The organism is Psychrobacter sp. 1U2, assembly GCF_051847575.1.
The window spans coordinates 1-531 of record NZ_JBPYDC010001760.1; the positions used below are offsets into that span (position 1 = coordinate 1).

Genomic DNA, 531 nt, shown 5'->3' on the forward strand with positions numbered 1-531 from the left:
CAACGGTATTCAGCGCTTTAACTTTGCCTGAGGCCATGACATTGTTTTCAATATCACCAATTTCTGCAGTCGCTGTTAGATAGCTAGGTTTTTCTTCTTCTGGTTTTAAAGTAGCATAAGCCAACGCAGATAATGCCACGATAACTAGGACGATGATGCCCCATTTGATAGCAGACTTTTTGCTTATTTTGCGCATAAAAAACAATCCAATCACAGTGAACACAAGTGTAGGTATGATAGAGCCTTGATAGGCAAAATGGAAACATAATTAGTTTGCGAAAGGTTAAGGTTGCTCTAAAAAAACAAAAGTGTAGAAGGTAAGTTGAGGCTGAAGATAGATTATCTGAAGTAGGCTATATAAAGATCAGTCGAAAAATAAGAAAGATGACTGTCGTAATTGTTGATGTAATTGGTTTTACAATAATACTTATAAAGAGCAGATGAAATATATTTCTGTTACTTATTGCATAGCGAACAACCTGCGCCCTGATAGCTCTAATGCTGCTTGTAATAGTAGCTCCCAAGCTGGCT

General features: G+C 37.1%; 1 pseudogene. It reads right to left on the minus strand.

Annotated features, from left to right (window positions below):
- Window positions 1-196: pseudogene (locus tag ACS8FD_RS24270) on the minus strand (efflux transporter periplasmic adaptor subunit); the annotation flags it as partial.
- Between the last annotated feature and the right edge of the window lie 335 nt (window positions 197-531).